The following is a 14,499-nucleotide window of genomic DNA, read 5'->3' on the forward strand; positions in this document are numbered from 1 at the left end:
TCATATGACCTTGCGCAATCGCCTCCGGAGCTCCACTTGGCTTGAATACGCACAACAAAAGCGAACAAGGTCCAGCACAGGCAACGCCGGACGGAGACCCGTTGGCCGAAACCGAACCGGCCCTGTCTGCCAAGATTCCTGTACGAGGCCGGTGTTAGCCTCTGCCCTTTGTGCATGGACGCGGCCGTGTTCGGTCCGATTCCCGTCCCGCGCAGGTGATGCCGCCTCCGTCGACGAAGGGCCGCCGTTGATCTCCAGACCGGGAGCCGGACGTGATCGGCTGCCCTCGCTCACGGGGCTGCGCTTCTGGGCGGCTCTGCTCGTCGTGCTGTATCACCTGTCCCGGCAGGCGGGGAAGGTGCCGGGGGTGAGCGACGCCGTCTGGTACGGGCGCAGCGGTGTCACGTTCTTCTTCGTGCTGTCGGGTGTCGTCCTCGCCTGGACGTACGACGGCGCGAACGTGCCCGCCCGGGTCTTCTTCTGGCGGCGCTTCGCCCGGATCTGGCCGCTGCTCGCGGTCGGCGTCGCGGCGTCCGTGGCCGCCTACATGTACATGGACCGTGCCGTGTCGGCCAAGGGCGTCGTCGCGAACCTGCTGCTGGTGCACGCGTGGTTCCCGCAGCGGGTCATCAACGCGGGAGGCAACCCGGCGGCCTGGTCGCTCAGTGACGAGGCCTTCTTCTATCTGGCCTTCCCCGTTCTGCTGGCGCTCCTCGCGGGCCGGCGTGCCCGGGTGTGGGTCTGGACCGCGGTCGGCGTCACCTGCGCGGCCCTCGTGCTGTGGCCCGCCCTGTCCGGTCTGCCGCCCGCCACCCGGAGCTGGGCGCTCGACTACCTCCCGCTGACCCGCTTCCTGCAGTTCGTGCTGGGCGTGGTGGCCGGGCTGGCGCTCAAGCGGGGCTGGCGGCCGCCCGTGTCGCTGCCGGTGGCCGCCGGACTCGTCGTCGCCTGGCACCTGGCACTGCTCCCCTGGTCGAAGGCGGTGCCGGACGCCCTCTGGTACAGCCCCTACTCCGCCTCCCAGTTGCTCTCCGCGCCCGTGTTCGCGGCCCTGATCTGCGCCGCCGCCCGTGCCGACCTGGACGGCCGGCGCACCGGGCTCGGCGGGACCTGGATGATCAGGCTCGGGCACTGGTCGTTCGCCTGGTACCTCCTCCACGAGATCGTGCTCCGCCTGGCCGTCTTCCGCTGGGGCAAGCCCGCTCCGGGCGGCGACACGCTCGTGTTCTGGGCCGGTGTCCTGGTCACCAGCCTGGCCCTGGCCGCCGTGGCCTACCACTGCGTCGAGCACCCCGCGGAACGCCGGCTGCGACGTCTCGTGGGCCGGCCCTCCTCAGCCGTCCGCCCGTCCTCGGACGTGACCGCCGCCCGCTGATCGACGTCAGCGGACGGCCCGCCGCCTCCGCCAGAACCGCCGGACCCGGACGAACGTGGTCCAGCAGGACGCGAGGAGGCTGCCCACGGCGACGAGGGAGAGAAGGACGAGCGCCGGATTGACCCAGACCGGGACCAGGTCGTAGGACTCGTTGCACTTGTCGTGCAGGGGGAAGATCTGATCCAACTCGCGCAAGTGCTCGCCGCGGTAGGCGCCGTCATAGGGCTGTCCGCGCAGGGCGCACGCCTCTCCCACGTCCAGGCCGCCGGACAAGGCTCCCCAGACCCAGACGAAGAACGTGACGACGCAGGACAGTACGCAGAGCAGCAGCCAGCGGACGGGGTGATGCCGCTGCCCGCGACTCTCTCCGCCGGCAGCGGCAGGGACGGGGCCGGAGACCGGGACACCTGCGGCACGGGCGGCGGTCTTGTCGTCGCTCGCGCCGCCGCTCATGCTGTCGCCCCTCGAACGCACCCTGCCAGACCCGCCGTCACCCGGGCGAGGGTATCGCGGTGGGCGGCGGTTCCGGTGGCGTCCGGCCGCCCGCCGATTGCCGCCCGCCGCTCCGACCCGACTCCGAAAACGGCCGGCCGTGCTGGGCCACCGACTCCGGTCGGTCCGAGGCTCCTCGATGCGGTCGGCCACCGTTCAAGAGGCCAGCACGCCGCCGAAGAGGGGCAGGTTGCGGATCACCGCCCACAGAACGACCCCGACCGCCAAAGCGCGCGCGGCCCACGCGGGGAGCACTCGCGGTCGGGATCGGCGGGTGACGGCACGGAGCCAGATCACGGCGCCGAACGGCAGGAAGGCGACGAGGAGCGCGTTGTAGTCCATCGCCGCCGCCACCTGGCCGTGGGTGAGTTCGTGCAGTGCACGCAGACTTCCACAGCCCGGGCAGTCCCACCCCGTGACCGCCCGGAACGGGCAGGCGGGGAACCGCCCGGGGCGCGTGGGATCGAACAGCGCTGTGGCGAGGGCGAGCGCCGCCAGGACCGCGCCACCGAGCCATGCTTCACGGACGCCGTGCAGGCGTGGTGGCGTCATGGCCCAGGCATGATGGCCGCGGAGCTGTCCGAGGCGCTCACCGCTATGATCATGAACAGCCAGAACACGACTCCGACCCCCACACTCACGAGGACCAGGATCCGAGCCTTCCGTGAGGACTGCACGGCTCCCTCGTAGTCGCCTGAGGTGTTCTTGGCCGAGACCTGTGAGGCGAAGACGATGGCTGCTATCCCGGTCGGCAGGAAGCACAGGAGTGTGACGAGGATGGCCGGCGTCATGTAGGACTCGGGCGGCGGCCTTTGCAGGGTGGGGCGTTGGCTGAAGTCGGGGGGCCTGTTCGGCTCTTGAGGGGGTTCCTGGCCTTCCTGGTTCAGAGGGTCCGGCCCCCAGTTCTCCCCGCTCGACGGTTCACGCTTCTTGCCTGCCATGGCTGACCGACCTCCTCCACTGTCCCCGACCTCAGCTGGGAACCCACATCGCGTGCCGGGAGTCCCAGGTCCAGTTCTCGTTGCGGGCGTCCAGACCGACGGCCTGCTCGTACCCCTGATCCGGAACGTCGCCGGTGAACGTGACCCGACCACCGGTCGGCAACTCGTAGACCACGCACTGGGGTGCCGGTGTCGCGTCCGATGTCGGTTTCAGCAGACGATCCGTGAACGCTTTCAGCCCCTGATGAGCATCCTCGGCGAGTTTCTGGAAGACGGTTCGCAGAAACGGCTCCATGACGGCCGTCGTGAGGAGCACCAGCACGATGTCGGCCGCCCCCCGCCGGGTCGGCAGCAGCATGCAGTCGGCGTCGATCCCGGCCGCACGCAGAACGTCCTGCCCTTCTTCGGCCGGGCTGGACGGCAGGGACGAGGGCCAGAGGATCTCGACCTCGGGGTCTGTCATGGAGCGACTCCTTATTCGGCCATCCAGTCAGGCAGTTCCCATCGCTGGACCACGCCCGTGCGGGTGGCGGTGACGAGTCCCTCGCCGTCGTCGAGGAACGCGAGGCCTACGGGCCGGCTTGCCAGTCTCGTCACGGACGTGCCCCTTCCGGTGTGCACGTTCCGGATGGACACCTTCCCTCGCTGATGTGCCGTCGCGACCGCGGAACGACCGGTGGCGAACGCGAGTTGCTGCGCGGGGCGCTTGGGTTGGGTGCGCCAGAGCAGGTCGCCGTCCCAGGTCCACAGGCGCACCCGGCCGTCCAGGCAGCCTGTGGCGAGAAGGCCGTTCGTGGCGGCGAGGCTGACGATGGGCTGGGGATGCGGCCATTCCATGACGGGCAGCCCCCGCACGTTCAGCTGTCTCAGCCGGCCGTCTCCGCAGGCAGCGACTATGTGCCGGTCGCCTGGTGCGAAGCAGACGGGCCCGAGCGGGGCGTTCTGCCCCGCCGCCCAGAGTGCTGCCTGTTTCGGCGAACACACCGTCAGGTCCCGCACCCGTGCGCCGTGCGCGTCGTAGACGTGGAGGTGATTTCCCGCGGTCACCGCGAGCCAGTGGCCGTCCGAGCTGAAGGCGACGCCTTCGCCCTGCCCCTCTGCCGTCATGACGCGCACGGGCATCTCGGTCTTGAGGTCCCACAGGACGACGGTGCCGTCCTGGTACCGGCTTGCGAGGTGCCGTCGCCAGGGACTCCAGGCGATACGCACCGGCTTCTCGCGCTGCACCGCGAGGCACTGGGCGACCAGTTTCCCCTTCGCGGTTTCGACGACCCTGATGACTCCGTCGTCGCAGGCCGCGGCCGCCAGGTTCCCCGGCCCGAGTGCCACATGCCCGCAGGGGCCGACCTCGGCGACCACGGCGCTGGCTTCGGGTGTCGGTTCGGTCGACTGTCGTGGCTTCTTGTCCAGCGGCACTTTGGGCGGAGCGAAGATCTGTACCGTGTCGGAGGCGAGGAACAGCACCGGGGTGGCCCACTCCAGGGTGCCCAGACGCACTTTGACGTCATCTCGGGCGAGCGTCACCGCCCGGTCGACCGGAAGTCCTTCGGCGACCCGCTCGTAGAACGAGGACGCGAACGTGAACGCCGCCCGGTCGGTGATCTCGTACTGCATCGCGACCACGGCCGGCACTCCCGAGGCCACGAGGGCGGCGGCCGTGCTCGTGAAGACGTCGTCCGATCCGCTCACCGCGGACTCACAGGCGTTCAGCACGACCAGACGCAGTTGGGGACTGTGCGGCAATCGTCTGAGGGCACTCGCGTGGACGCGCATCGCCGACCCGTCGTCCCCGGTGAGTTGGATGTATCCCTCGGCGCATCCGTCGTCGAATCCGCCGTGGCAGACGCAGTGGAGAACATGCCAGGTATCGGTGAGCAACGCGCTCTTGAGATCTTGGTACCGGTCGCCGGGAAGCCAGTTCACGTCGACGTTCTCGGAACTCTCCTGCCGGAGGACCTCCGCGATACGCTCTCTCTCCCGTCGCGCATCCAGCGGGGGAAGATCGGCCGGGAGTGCCGAGATGCCGAGCACACGAAGCGGGAGCGAAAGGTCCATCGGCTTGACGGGATCCATGAGCCGCAGGTTCCGCACGACCGGCACGTGAAGGGCCAGATAGTCATCACGGGACGGATCGACCATGTACTCCCACGGAATACTTCCCACCCGGGGGCCGTCCGAGCGCAGCAATACCCGAAGAGACTTCCCTTGCTCTTTCGCCCGTATTCGGCACCGGTCGAACTGGGTGAGTATTCTATCTCGCAGGACCGTCCTGGTGAGGACACTTCCGAATTCTCGGACGGACCTCTCCGGCGCCGATGCCGACGCACCACGCACGATGTTCATCGTGTATGACCTCTCCAGGGACTTCTCCACCCTGCGCAAGGCCGATTCCAGTTCGCCTCCCGAATACGGCGGCGGGACCCGCAGACTCGCTTCACCCAGCTCGGAGGAGCAGCCGATAATCCACTCGGTATCGGTTTCAATAATTTCGAGCCGAAACGGTAGGCTCTCCATTCTCGCCACCTCCGAACCCCACAATGACAATTGCACACCCGATACTCAGGGGCGTCCACTTGGTGGGCGGGGGCATGGAACTACCTCCGGGCAGGATCCTTCCGCGGGGCCGACGCCGACTCGGCCGTCTCCTCCCTCACCCCCGACCCGGCCGCCGCCGACCCTGCCGCCGCTGCCGCCCCCGTCGTCCTGGCCGCCGTCACCGTCTGCGCCCGGGGGCCCGTGAGCAGGTAGGAAAGGCCGAAGCCGGCCAGTACCACCGCCGCGCCGCCGGCCGCGTCCAGTACCCAGTGGTTGCCGGTGGTCACGATGGACGAGGCGGTGAGGAGCGGGTGCAGCAGGCCGAGGGCCTTCACCCACCGTCTCCGGGCGACGATCGCGATGACCATGCCGCACCACAGAGACCAGCCGAAGTGCAGGGACGGCATCGCCGCGTACTGGTTGGTGAGCGCGGTGAGGGTGCCGTAGTCCGGCTTGGAGAAGTCCTGGACGCCGTGGACGGTGTCGATGACGCCCAGGCCCGGCATCAGGCGGGGCGGCGCCAGCGGATAGAGCCAGAAGCCGACCAGGGCCAGCAGGGTCGCGAAGCCGAGGGACGCGCGGGCCCAGCGGTAGTCGGCCGGGCGGCGCACGTACAGCGCCGCGAGGACGGTCAGCGGGACGGCGAAGTGGAAGGACGTGTAGTAGAAGTCGAAGAAGTCCCGCAGCCGGCCGACGCCGGCCGCCCAGTGGTTGACCGCGCGCTCCACGTCGAGGTGCAGGAACCGCTCGATGTCGAGGATCTGCTGTCCGTGCGTCTCCGCGCGCGCCCGTCCGCCGGAGTTCGTGCCGCCGGTCGCCGCCAGCCGGACCTGCTGGTAGGCCGCGTACGTGACGCGGATCAGCAGCAGTTCCAGGAGCAGGTTGGGGCGGGTCAGGACGCGCTTGAGGAACGGCAGCAGCTGCACGCGCCTGAAGCGGGCGGGGACCGGCGGGGCGTGCTCGGCCGGAATCGGCGTCCGGTAGCAGGGGGACGTCCGCGGCAGGAAGGGGACGACCGTGGCGGCGGCGACCGCTGTCAGCAGCACCGCGTTGTCGCGCAGCGGGTACAGGGCCGCCATGTGGGGCAGCGCCATGGCACCGGGGAGCGTCATCACCACGATGACCGCCACCGGCCAGACATGGCGGTCGCAGGCACGCCTACCGACTCGGCCGACCACCGCCGGCAGCACCCACAGCAGCTGGTGCTGCCAGGTGGCGGGCGAGACGGCGATCGCCGCGCAGCCGGTCACGGCGACCGCGAGGAGCAGCTGGCCGTCGCGTGCGTAGCGGACCGCCCGCCGCACGCCGAGGACCGCGACGGCCGCGCCGAGCGACAGGAACAGGCCGATCTCGAGCGGCCCGGAGAGGCCGAAACGCAGCAGGGCGCCGTGCAGGGACTGGTTGGCGAGGGCGTCCGCCTCGCCGCCGAGGCCGGCGCCCGCCAGGTGGTGCACCCAGTAGATGTACGAGTCGCGTGGCATGGACGCCCAGGTGAGCAGCGTGACGCCGGCGAAGGCGGCCCCCGAGGCGGCCGCGGCACGGCGGCGGCCGGTGAACCAGAGCAGGGCGGCGAAGAGCAGGACCGCGGGCTGGAGGGCGGCGGCCACGCCGATGAGGACGCCGGCGGACCGCCAGTCCCGGGCGACGAAACAGCCGAGAACGACGAGGAGGACCGGGATGATGCTGGTCTGGCCGAGCCAGAACGCGTTGCGCACGGGCAGCGACAGCATGAGCAGGCTGGTCGCGACCGGTGCGGCGAGCAGCGAGGTCCGTCTGCCGAGCGGCCGGGGCAGGTTGCGGGCGGCGATCACGCCGAGGGCGACGACCAGCAGCAGCGTGCCGAAGGTCCAGCCCCAGCCGAGGGCCTGTTCGGCCGCCCGGGTGAGGGGCTTGAGGACCAGCCCGCCGAAGGGGGTGCCGGTGAAGCGCGTGGAGTCGTAGAGCGAGCCGTTGACGTGCAGCACGCCGTCGGGTCCGGCCCAGGTCTCCAGGTCCGTCAGCCGTTCTCCGCGCGGGGTGCCGAGGACGACGGCCACCTGGCGTACGGCGAGGAAGGCCGCCACCAGCCAGAGGCCGAGGCGGGCGGCGCGCAGACGCGCCCCGGCCGGGTCGGTTCTGCCGGCCGCCGGTGCGAGGGGTTCCGTCGTCCGCCCGCCGTGTTCCGCATTCGCCACGCTCTGTGGCCTCCGCCCGTTCGTCCACGCGCGCCGCGCGGGATCGTCCGGCGCCTCTCATGAGGCGCACGTCTCCCCCCGCACACGAAGACGCCGGCCCCCAATCCACCCGACGATTTCTCTCCTTTTGCCCGGTAGAGGATAGTGCGTCCATCGGACGGATCGCCTCCGCAGGCGGCGGAATCCGGATCGCCGTGCGACCCGAAATGGCCTCTCACGTCGTACCTTCATGGCACCCCACGCGTCGGGGCGTACGGAGAGTGCCGGGGTGATGCGGGGTGCGGTGTGTTTACGGCGGCACGCCCGCCGCCTCGCCCCCGCGACGTCAGGCGGGAACCACATCGGGCGACCCCCTGGGCGGACACCCCTCCGGCGGTCCCCGGGCGGTCCCTCCGGCGGTCCCCGGGCGGTCCCCGGGCGGTCCCTCCGGCGGTCCCTCAGGCGGTCCCCGGGCGGTCCCTCCGGCGGTCCCTCCGGCGGTCCCCGGGCGGCCCCTCGGACAGTCGGCCGCCTCCCCTGCTCCGAACGGGTGAATTCAGCCGCTCGGAGCCGTGCGGCGCGGGCGGACTGGCGTCGTCCGTGACGGGTGCCATTGACACGGCTTGTTAGCGTGTCTAACCATTTGTCACCGACATGCCGCCCGACATGTCAGGCACACGAGAGGCTGAGCGCATGAGCGAGTCGCAGGTCTGGGACGCCGTCGACGCCTACTTCACCGGCCGTCTCGCCCCGGACGACGAGGTGATGGCGGCCGCGCTGCGGAACAGCGAGGCCGCCGGGCTGCCGCACATCAACGTGACGGCGAACCAGGGCAAACTGCTGCAGATCCTCGCCGAGGTGCAGGGGGCGCGGCAGATCCTGGAGATCGGCACGCTCGGCGGTTACAGCACCATCTGGCTGGCCCGCGCGCTGCCCGCCGACGGCCGGCTGATCTCCCTGGAGTACGACCCCGGGCACGCGGAGGTCGCCGTCCGCAACATCGCCCGCGCGGGCCTCGACAAGGTGGTCGAGGTGCGGGTCGGCGCGGCGCTGGAGTCGCTGCCGCGGCTGGCGGACGAGAACCCGCCCCCGTTCGACCTGGTCTTCATCGACGCCGACAAGGGAAACAACGTCCACTATCTGGAGTGGGCGCTGAGGCTCACGAGCGCCGGCAGTCTGATCGTCGTCGACAACGTCGTCCGCGGCGGCCGGGTCGCCGAGGCGCACAGTGACGCAGAGGACGTGCGCGGCAGTCGCGGCGCGATCGAGCTGATCGGATCGCATCCGAGGCTGAGCGGCACGGCGATCCAGACGGTGGGGGCGAAGGGCTACGACGGTTTCGCACTGGCGCGCGTCCTGGCGTAGCCCTTCCTTGCGCAGCTGCTCCGCGGCCCCTGCCGGGTTGTGCGACGGCGGGGGCGGAGGGCTCAGCCCTCGTGGTAGAAGCCCACGTTGACGCTGCGCGGCCCGGTGCGGTCGTACACGATGATCTCGCCGGAGCCCGCCAGCGGCAGTGTCCCGCCGTACACGAGCGACTGGGTGTACTGCCCGATCACCAGCCGCACCTCGGACGAGGGCTCGTCCTGCGAGCCGCGCAGCCACGACACCTGCCAGGTGCCGTCGGCGCCGCACAGGAACTCCAGGTGCACACGGGAGACGAACAGCCAGTCGTCGGGCGTCGCGAGACGGCACACGGACCTGTCCCGGCCCACCCGCAGCAGGGCGCCCGGGTCGCTCGGCGAGTCGGCCATCAGCATGCCGGCCGTGGCGCCCTCTTCCGTCCCGGAGACGGTGGCCATGGTCAGTTCGAGCACGTGCGCTCCCCTTGAGGTGTCTTCGGCATGCCTGTCGGCGTCCTGTGTCCTAAGTGTGCGTGTACAGCCGACGCATGGTAAATCGCCCGGGCCCATGGCGTCCGGCACAATGGACGCATGACCGAGCGAAAGCCACCGGGTGTCCCGTTCGAGTCCTGGGTCGACAAGCAGATCCGCGACGCCGAGCGGCGCGGCGAGTTCGACCGACTGCCGGGCGCGGGAAAGCCGTTGCCTGCCGTTACCGACACCTCCTACGACGAACTCTGGTGGATCAAGCGGAAGTTGGCCCGGGAGGGCCTCTCCGTGCTGCCGCCGACCCTCGCCCTGCGCAAGGAGGCGGAGGACGCGCTCGCGGCCGCCTACGCGGCGCCGTCGGAGCGCCTCGTCCGGAAGATCATCACGGACGTCAACGTGAAGCTGCGCGACATGATGTTCAAGCCGCCGCCCGGCCCCCCGCTGGGCATGAAGCCGTACGACGTCGAAACGGTCGTACAGCAGTGGCGGGAGCGCCGGGCGGCGGCCGAGGACGTGCCGCGGGACTGAGCAGCGGTGCCGGGACTGAACCGGCAGTGCAGAGGAGCGGTCAGAGGTGCAGCAGCCGCTCCGTGAGCTCGCGGTAGTCCCGCAGGGCCAGCCGCAGTTGTTCGGTGTCGACGGCCGTGGCGGCCGTCGGCCCGCGGTCCTTGCCGCCGTGCGTCTTTCCGCCGCCCTCCTGCTGCCAGGAGCCGCGCAGGGTGCTGCGGCGGCGGTCCACGGCCTCGGTGAGGCGTCCGGCGAGCTCCTCCAGCACCTCGTCGGCCTCCACCACGGCGTCCCGGGGACCGTCGACGAACCCGACGACGGCATGCCGCAGACGGGTGGCTATCCGGTCGCACTCCTCGTCCGGGAGCAGGGACGACGCGCCGCGGGTGTCGTGGTGCCCGGCGGTGGCCGCCCGCTCACCGGCCTCCACCGCCTTACCGCCCGTGCCCGTACGGCCTGTGCCCGTACCGCCCGTGCCCGTACGGCCTGTGCCCGTGCCGTCGGCGACTCCCGTGCCGCCCGCCTCGTTCGCGGTCGCACCGGGTTCGGGGCGGAGCGACTTCGGCTCCACGGCCGCCGTACCCGCTGCCGCGCGGGACGAGCCGCCGATGCCGACCGCGCCCGGTGCGTCGGTCGAGCCGGTGCTGCCGGGGCTGCCCGGCGCTGCAGTGCTGCGGGTGGTGCCGGTGGCGCCGGGTGCTGTCGTGAGGGGTGCGCCGGAGGCCGTCGCCGCCCGGGCGCGCTCCTCCGTCGCCTCCCTCGGCGCCCGGTCCGTCTCGCCCGGCAGGGCCGTCTCGGGGGCCGGCGGGGTTTCGCCGACCGGGGTGGCGGACCGGCGGTCGTCGGGCCGTTCGCGGTTCTCCGGGGCGGAGCCCGTGCTCGGTGTCATGTCCGGCATGACGGTCAGCCCTCCTTCGTCTGGTGGCGGTGGAAGCCCCACGGCAGGTGGTGGCCGGAGCCGGAGCGCTCCCGGGTCGCGGGCTGCGCCGCGCGGTGATGGCCGGGATCGCGGCCGGCCGGGCCGACCAGGTCGTCGAAGAGGGCGCGGGCCTCGACCATGGCGGCCCGCATGTCCTCGGTACCGGGCGCCTGCCCGCCGCCGGTCCCCGGGGCGTCGGCCGAGCCCGGGTGGCTCGTGCCGTCCCCGCCCGCGGAGAAGCGGGCGACGCGGTGGACGCGGCGGTAGCCGTCGACGCGGTGCGCGTGGTGGACGGAGAGCGCGGCGAGCTGCTCCTCGTACTGGCCGCTGTCCGGGAAGCCCCGGGCGCCGGCGACTTCCGCGATCAGCCGGTCCGCTTCGGCCACCGCTTCGCGGGGGGAGTCGACGAACCGCTCCTGGGCGGCCGTCCAACGAGCCTCGAACCGCTCGCGTTCGGCGGCTTCCAGCGGACGTTCGCGCAGTCCGCCGTGCCGCTCCACGCGAGCGTCGAGCTCCCGCTCCGCGGCCTTGACGTCTCCGTCGTGCCGGGCTACCGCCCGGTCGTACTCGGGCCCGAAGCGCTGCTTCAGGCTGCGTCCGCCGTGCGAGCCGCGGGCCCGCACGGCCAGGACGGCCGCGACGGCGACTACGGCCGCCACGACCACGATCAGAGCGATGATCACTCCTGTGGACATGCCTTGCCTTCCGGTGTGTCGGCCCCACGGGCCGGTTCCTGACCCGGGTTGCCCGGACGGCCCCTCCCAAACGACGCGGACCGGGGAGCGCGGCCCCGGAACGAGCTCGGCGCGGGCTCGAACGGGCTCGGCGCGAGCCCGACGCGGGCGCCCACGTCCTTCGGAACGGACCCCCACGGCCGGGCCGAGCCGGGGAGCCGGACCGGGCCGGGCCGAGCCGAGCCGGCGGTCGGGCAAATTCGATTGCGGGGCGGCCGGGCCCCCTCCCGACAATGTCCGCATGACGACCCCGACACCGTCCCCCGGCTCGACCCCGACCCCAACCCCCAGCTCGGCCCCGGCCCCCTCCCCGGCAGCGGCGCCGTGGACCATCGCCCCCGAGCCCTTCGACTCCCCCGACGCCGTGGCGCTCTGGCGGGCGTACTACACCGAAGTCAGCGACCGCTACTACCTGTTGCACGAGGGGCGCCGCACCGCACCCGCCGAGCTGGACCGGGAGATCGCCGCCCACACCGGCGCCGAACTCTCGCCGCCCGCCGGGCAGTTGCTGGTGGGCCGGTACGGCGGCGAACCGGCGGGCACCGCGGGCGTAAGGCTGCTGGACGCGTCGACCGCCGAGCTCACCCGGGTCTTCGTGCGGGAGGGTGTGCGCGGCAGGGGCGGCGCTCCGCTGCTCGTCCGGGCAGCCGAGGGCGCCGCCCGCGCTCTCGGCGCGGACCGGCTGGTGCTCGACACCCGCGCCGACCTGGTCGAGGCCCGCGCCCTGTACACCCGGCTGGGATACACCGAGACCGAGCCGTACAACGACGCCCCCTACGCCGACCACTGGTTCGAGAAGACCCTCTCGCCACAGCTCAGTTGAGCCGGTTCACCGGCCGTACGTCGTGCGGCTGCTCCCGGTCCGAGCCGCACAGCTCGCCGGTCAGCTCCCTGACCAGCTGGGCCAGGTCGGTGGGCCGGTCCGGTCCCCACCAGTCGCCGAGCAGTTCGGCCAGCGACTCCTCGCGGGCCGCGGCGAGCCGTTCGGCGGTCACCCGGCCCTCGTCGGTCAGCACCATGTCCAGGCCCCGGCGGACGACGAGACCCCGTCCCTCGATCTGCCGGGCCGCCTCGATGACCACCGGCAGCGGGACGGAGCTGCGTTCGGCCACCATCGACGGCTCGACGCTGCCGTACCGCTTGATGCGCAGCAGCAGCCAGCTCGCGGCGGGGACGAGGTCGTAGCCGGCGCGTGCGGTGATGGTCCGGTAGATCTCGCGGCGGCCCTCGCGGGTGCCGAGGACGGACAGCGCCCGGCACACCTCGTCGTACGAGGAGCGTTCCACCGGGTTGCTGGCGAGGGTCTCGGTGACGTCGGGGGCGGTGACCGAGGCGCGCAGCGGGTCCTCCCGCAGGAACCAGGCCAGGACGAAGCCGACGACGGCGACGGGCGCGGCGTACAGGAAGACGTCGGTGATCGCGGAGGCGTACGCGTCCAGGACGCTCGGACGCAGGTCGGACGGCAGGCCGGCGATGCCGCGCGGGTCGGACTCGAGCGCGTCGGCCGACACCCCGGGCGGGAGGCGGACGCCGGCGAAGGCGTCGGCGAGCTTGTCGCCGAGGCGGGCCGCGAAGATCGTGCCGAAGATCGCGACGCCGAACGAGGCGCCGATGGAGCGGAAGAAGGTGGCGCCGGAGGTGGCGACGCCGAGGTCCTCGTAGGGGACCGCGTTCTGCACGATCAGCACCAGCACCTGCATGACCAGGCCGAGGCCGAGGCCGAAGACGAAGAAGCAGACGCTCATCTCGGCCGTGGAGCTGTGCTCGTCGAGCCGGTGCAGGAGGAGCAGACCGAGCGCCGTGACAGCGGTGCCGGCGACCGGGAACACCTTCCAGCGGCCGGTGCGGCTGACGATCTGGCCGGACCCTGTGGAGGAGAGCAGCATGCCGACCACCATCGGCAGCATGTGCACGCCGGACATGGTCGGCGAGACGCCGTGCACCACCTGCAGGAAGGTCGGCAGGTAGGTCATCGCGCCGAACATCGCGAAGCCGATGATGAAACTGATCACGGCGGAGAGGGTGAAGGTGCGGACGCGGAACAGCTTGAGCGGCAGCACCGGTTCGGCCGCCCGCCGCTCCACGGCCACGAACGCGACCGCCAGCAGGGCTCCCAGCAGCACCAGCGCGACGATCTGCGGCGAGCCCCAGTCCCAGGTGGTGCCGCCGAGCGAGGCCACCAGCACCAGACAGGTGGCGACGGAGGCGATGAGGAAGGTGCCCAGGTAGTCGATGACGTGTTTCGTCGACCTGCGCGGGATGTGCAGCACGGCCGCGATGACGGCGAGGGCCACGACGCCGACGGGAAGGTTGACGTAGAACACCCAGCGCCAGCTCAGGTGCTCGGTGAACAGGCCGCCCAGCAGCGGGCCGAGGACGCTCGTGGCGCCGAACACCGCGCCGAACAGGCCCTGGTAGCGGCCCCGGTCGCGCGGCGGCACGATGTCACCGACGATCGCCATGGACAGGACCATCAACCCGCCGCCGCCCAGGCCCTGGAGCGCGCGGAAGGCGATCAACTGCGGCATGTTTTGCGCCATTCCGCACAGCGCCGAACCGATCAGGAAGAGGACGATCGCCGCCTCGAACAACCGCTTGCGCCCGTACTGGTCACCGAGTTTGCCCCACAGCGGGGTCGCGGCCGTCGACGCCAGCAGATACGCGGTGACCACCCAGGACAGGTGCTCCATACCACCGAGGTCGCTGACGATCGTCGGCAGGGCGGTCGACACGATCGTCTGGTCGAGGGCGGCGAGGAGCATGCCGAGCAGCAGGGCGCCGATCGAGACGAGAACGTTTCCGGACACGTGTTCCTGACGCGGATCCGCCGTACGGCTGTGCGCGTCCAACGCCATGGATGCCTCCTGAGGCTCGGTGACCCTTTCCATCGTGATCGGTGTGACCCGTTATGGCCTCTTGAGTCCTCCCGCCTCCAGACGGAATTTGACGTTCCGGGGGCCGTGGACGACCGGTTGTGTGGAGGATCTGCATAATCTCTGGAGTTTGGAAGGGGA

The 14,499-nt window shown here is 71.5% G+C and carries 14 protein-coding genes; 4 read left to right on the top strand and 10 right to left on the bottom strand.

All coding sequences use genetic code 11. From position 1 onward, the window contains the following. Window positions 1–247: 247 nt before the first annotated feature. Window positions 248–1,375 carry an acyltransferase family protein gene (locus tag QF032_RS12520; RefSeq protein WP_307056015.1) on the top strand — a complete coding sequence of 376 codons (1,128 nt, stop codon included), beginning with the start codon at window positions 248–250 and terminating at the stop codon, window positions 1,373–1,375. 6 nt (window positions 1,376–1,381) lie between these two features. Here the strand turns inward: QF032_RS12520 and QF032_RS12525 are convergent, their stop codons facing one another. The 6 genes from QF032_RS12525 to QF032_RS12550 all read right to left on the bottom strand — a co-directional run bounded on the left by QF032_RS12525 (window position 1,382) and on the right by QF032_RS12550 (window position 7,517). After that, window positions 1,382–1,828: a hypothetical protein gene (locus QF032_RS12525; protein WP_307056016.1), complete on the bottom strand. Its 447-nt coding sequence runs from the start codon at window positions 1,826–1,828 to the stop codon at window positions 1,382–1,384. A gap of 195 nt (window positions 1,829–2,023) precedes the next feature. Continuing rightward, window positions 2,024–2,419 carry a DUF2752 domain-containing protein gene (locus QF032_RS12530; protein ID WP_306952804.1) on the bottom strand — a complete coding sequence of 132 codons (396 nt, stop codon included), beginning with the start codon at window positions 2,417–2,419 and terminating at the stop codon, window positions 2,024–2,026. After that, a complete protein-coding gene (locus QF032_RS12535; protein ID WP_307042397.1) occupies window positions 2,416–2,808 on the bottom strand; it encodes a CD225/dispanin family protein in 393 nt (130 codons plus the stop codon). The genes QF032_RS12530 and QF032_RS12535 overlap by 4 nt, the downstream gene beginning before the upstream one ends. Window positions 2,809–2,839: 31 nt before the next feature. After that, complete coding sequence (locus QF032_RS12540) at window positions 2,840–3,271, bottom strand: hypothetical protein (protein ID WP_307042398.1); 432 nt, start codon at window positions 3,269–3,271, stop codon at window positions 2,840–2,842. 11 nt (window positions 3,272–3,282) lie between these two features. Continuing rightward, window positions 3,283–5,322: a CHAT domain-containing protein gene (locus QF032_RS12545; RefSeq protein WP_307056017.1), complete on the bottom strand. Its 2,040-nt coding sequence runs from the start codon at window positions 5,320–5,322 to the stop codon at window positions 3,283–3,285. 80 nt (window positions 5,323–5,402) lie between these two features. Beyond that, window positions 5,403–7,517 (bottom strand): bifunctional glycosyltransferase 87/phosphatase PAP2 family protein, encoded by a 2,115-nt coding sequence (locus QF032_RS12550; RefSeq protein WP_373430328.1) that lies wholly within the window; start codon window positions 7,515–7,517, stop codon window positions 5,403–5,405. 672 nt (window positions 7,518–8,189) lie between these two features. On the opposite strand from QF032_RS12550, the gene QF032_RS12555 reads away from it, so the two are divergent. Continuing rightward, window positions 8,190–8,861, top strand: coding sequence for an O-methyltransferase (locus QF032_RS12555; RefSeq protein WP_307042402.1), 672 nt, complete (start codon window positions 8,190–8,192; stop codon window positions 8,859–8,861). A 62-nt stretch (window positions 8,862–8,923) separates the two neighbouring features. Here the strand turns inward: QF032_RS12555 and QF032_RS12560 are convergent, their stop codons facing one another. Next, complete coding sequence (locus QF032_RS12560; RefSeq protein ID WP_307056018.1) at window positions 8,924–9,310, bottom strand: hypothetical protein; 387 nt, start codon at window positions 9,308–9,310, stop codon at window positions 8,924–8,926. A gap of 117 nt (window positions 9,311–9,427) precedes the next feature. On the opposite strand from QF032_RS12560, the gene QF032_RS12565 reads away from it, so the two are divergent. Beyond that, the gene (locus QF032_RS12565) at window positions 9,428–9,853 is read left to right on the top strand and encodes a DnaJ family domain-containing protein (protein WP_307042406.1); all 426 of its coding nucleotides are present in this window, start codon (window positions 9,428–9,430) and stop codon (window positions 9,851–9,853) included. A 40-nt stretch (window positions 9,854–9,893) separates the two neighbouring features. On the opposite strand, the gene QF032_RS12570 is transcribed toward QF032_RS12565, so the two are convergent. Together QF032_RS12570 and QF032_RS12575 are read right to left on the bottom strand one after the other, a co-directional pair. Next, window positions 9,894–10,730 (bottom strand): hypothetical protein, encoded by an 837-nt coding sequence (locus QF032_RS12570; protein WP_307056019.1) that lies wholly within the window; start codon window positions 10,728–10,730, stop codon window positions 9,894–9,896. Window positions 10,731–10,735: 5 nt separating this feature from the next. Next, the gene (locus QF032_RS12575) at window positions 10,736–11,446 is read right to left on the bottom strand and encodes a hypothetical protein (protein ID WP_306952790.1); all 711 of its coding nucleotides are present in this window, start codon (window positions 11,444–11,446) and stop codon (window positions 10,736–10,738) included. A gap of 280 nt (window positions 11,447–11,726) precedes the next feature. On the opposite strand from QF032_RS12575, the gene QF032_RS12580 reads away from it, so the two are divergent. Next, complete coding sequence (locus QF032_RS12580; RefSeq protein WP_307056020.1) at window positions 11,727–12,308, top strand: GNAT family N-acetyltransferase; 582 nt, start codon at window positions 11,727–11,729, stop codon at window positions 12,306–12,308. Here QF032_RS12580 and QF032_RS12585 read toward each other — a convergent pair. Further along, complete coding sequence (locus QF032_RS12585) at window positions 12,301–14,340, bottom strand: MFS transporter (RefSeq protein WP_307056021.1); 2,040 nt, start codon at window positions 14,338–14,340, stop codon at window positions 12,301–12,303. The genes QF032_RS12580 and QF032_RS12585 overlap by 8 nt on opposite strands. Window positions 14,341–14,499: the final 159 nt, after the last annotated feature.

The sequence above is a fragment of the Streptomyces achromogenes genome, assembly GCF_030816715.1.
Lineage (GTDB): Bacteria > Actinomycetota > Actinomycetes > Streptomycetales > Streptomycetaceae > Streptomyces > Streptomyces achromogenes_A.

Coding starts and splice junctions, on each gene's coding strand:
- QF032_RS12525 (WP_307056016.1), bottom strand. CDS start 1,828: ATGAGCGGCGGCGCGAGCGACGACAAGACCGCCGCCCGTGCCGCAGGT.
- QF032_RS12530 (WP_306952804.1), bottom strand. CDS start 2,419: ATGACGCCACCACGCCTGCACGGCGTCCGTGAAGCATGGCTCGGTGGC.
- QF032_RS12535 (WP_307042397.1), bottom strand. CDS start 2,808: ATGGCAGGCAAGAAGCGTGAACCGTCGAGCGGGGAGAACTGGGGGCCG.
- QF032_RS12540 (WP_307042398.1), bottom strand. CDS start 3,271: ATGACAGACCCCGAGGTCGAGATCCTCTGGCCCTCGTCCCTGCCGTCC.
- QF032_RS12545 (WP_307056017.1), bottom strand. CDS start 5,322: ATGGAGAGCCTACCGTTTCGGCTCGAAATTATTGAAACCGATACCGAG.
- QF032_RS12555 (WP_307042402.1), top strand. CDS start 8,190: ATGAGCGAGTCGCAGGTCTGGGACGCCGTCGACGCCTACTTCACCGGC.
- QF032_RS12565 (WP_307042406.1), top strand. CDS start 9,428: ATGACCGAGCGAAAGCCACCGGGTGTCCCGTTCGAGTCCTGGGTCGAC.
- QF032_RS12570 (WP_307056019.1), bottom strand. CDS start 10,730: ATGCCGGACATGACACCGAGCACGGGCTCCGCCCCGGAGAACCGCGAA.
- QF032_RS12575 (WP_306952790.1), bottom strand. CDS start 11,446: ATGTCCACAGGAGTGATCATCGCTCTGATCGTGGTCGTGGCGGCCGTA.
- QF032_RS12580 (WP_307056020.1), top strand. CDS start 11,727: ATGACGACCCCGACACCGTCCCCCGGCTCGACCCCGACCCCAACCCCC.
- QF032_RS12585 (WP_307056021.1), bottom strand. CDS start 14,340: ATGGCGTTGGACGCGCACAGCCGTACGGCGGATCCGCGTCAGGAACAC.